The sequence below is a fragment of the Micromonospora sp. M51 genome, assembly GCF_018070305.1.
In the GTDB taxonomy this organism is placed as follows: Bacteria; Actinomycetota; Actinomycetes; order Mycobacteriales; family Micromonosporaceae; genus Micromonospora; species Micromonospora parva.
In genome coordinates this window covers 1-1,416 of record NZ_JAGPXZ010001106.1, presented here as the reverse complement: position 1 = coordinate 1,416, position 1,416 = coordinate 1, and the positions used below count along the sequence as shown (strand labels likewise).

Here is a 1,416-nt window from a genome sequence, read left to right as displayed (position 1 = left end):
GGCGGCCCAGGAGGGCCGCGTCGACGGCGAGCTGGCCGGTGCCGGATCGGACCCGCCGGCCCAGGACGGCCGCGTCGACGGCGCGCTGGTCGTGGGCGGTGGGGACCCGCCGGCCCAGGACGGTCGTACCGGAGGCACGCTGGTCGCCGCCTCGGACCCGCCCGCCCAGGACGGCCGCACCGGCGGCGCACCGGGTGGCGTCGGATCGGAACCCCCGGCCCAGGAGGGCCGTGCGGGCGGCGCGCTGGTGGGGTCGGGGTCGCCCCCACCCGCCCAGGACGGAGGGTCGGCCCGAGGTCTGCCGGTCGCCCCGGACGCCGCCCAGGACGGCCGGTCGGCGGGCGGACCGCTGGTCGGCGTCGCACCGCCGCCAGCCCAGGACGGCCGGTCGGCGGGTGGCGCGCTCGTCGGTTCGGCGGGGGGCTCCGGCGCGGACTCGGACTCGCCCCGGCCGGGTTCGTAGCCACGGCCTGGATCGGCGCGCACCGGCTCGTACGGACGGGGCACCTCGGCGCGCACCGGCTCGTACGGCTGGTTGGGCTCGGCGACCCAACCCGGCGCCGACTCGTCCCGGGCTGCCGGGCCAACCGACTCGTCGTCCTGGCGGGACCAGGGCGGGGCCCATCCCCCACCCCAACTCGGACGGTTCCAGCTCGGCCCCGACCAGTCGGGCTCGATGGCCGACGACTCCCCGGCCCGGTGCGCGTCCCCGGGACGGTGCGGGTCGGCCGGCCGGGCAGCCTCGGCAGCGCGACCGGGCTCGCCGTCGTCGGCCTGCCCGGCCGGGCCCGGGGTGCGTCCCGAACTCGCCGCGTGGTCCGGTGCGACCGGGTCCCGCCAGTCGCGTGGCGCGGTCGGGCTGTCGTCGGCGGCCAGCCGCTCGACGGTCGGAGCGTGGAAGCCGGGCGGCACCTCGAAACCCGACGCGGCGGTGCCGACGGGCGGCACCTGGACGGCAGGTGGGGCCGAGGTGGGCAGGCCGGGTTCGGCCCAACGGGCCCGGTGCGCGGCGGCCGGATCGACGGTGGGGTGCGGGGCGGGACCGGTGTCGGGCTCGGCGACACCCTGCTCCGCCGACGGCGCGGGACGCTGGGCGGGCACCACGAGCCGGTCGCTGGCCGCCCCGGGGCGACCCTCGGCGGGCAGCCCGGGCGGGGCGCTCACCGGCGTGGGGCGTCCCGCTGGCGGTTCGAGACCGGGGAGGTGGACGCCGTTGACGTCGTCCGGGGGGTGCACGCCGTTGACGCGGTGGCCGTTGGCGCGGGCCGGCGGCTCCGGGTCGTCCGGGCGTCCGACCAGCGGCGATGGCAGATCACCGTGTCGTGCCGAGGCGGCCCGCCAGCCCGACGCGGGGTCGGGCTGCCAGCGCGGCGCCTCATCCCGGGCGTCCTCGCGGTCGGCGGCCCGGGGCCCTCC

Annotated in this window: 1 pseudogene; it reads right to left on the bottom strand. The window is 80.6% G+C overall.

Annotated elements, in window-relative coordinates:
- Nucleotides 1–1,236, bottom strand: a pseudogene (locus KBX53_RS32835) (hypothetical protein); the annotation flags it as partial.
- Between the last annotated feature and the right edge of the window lie 180 nt (nt 1,237–1,416).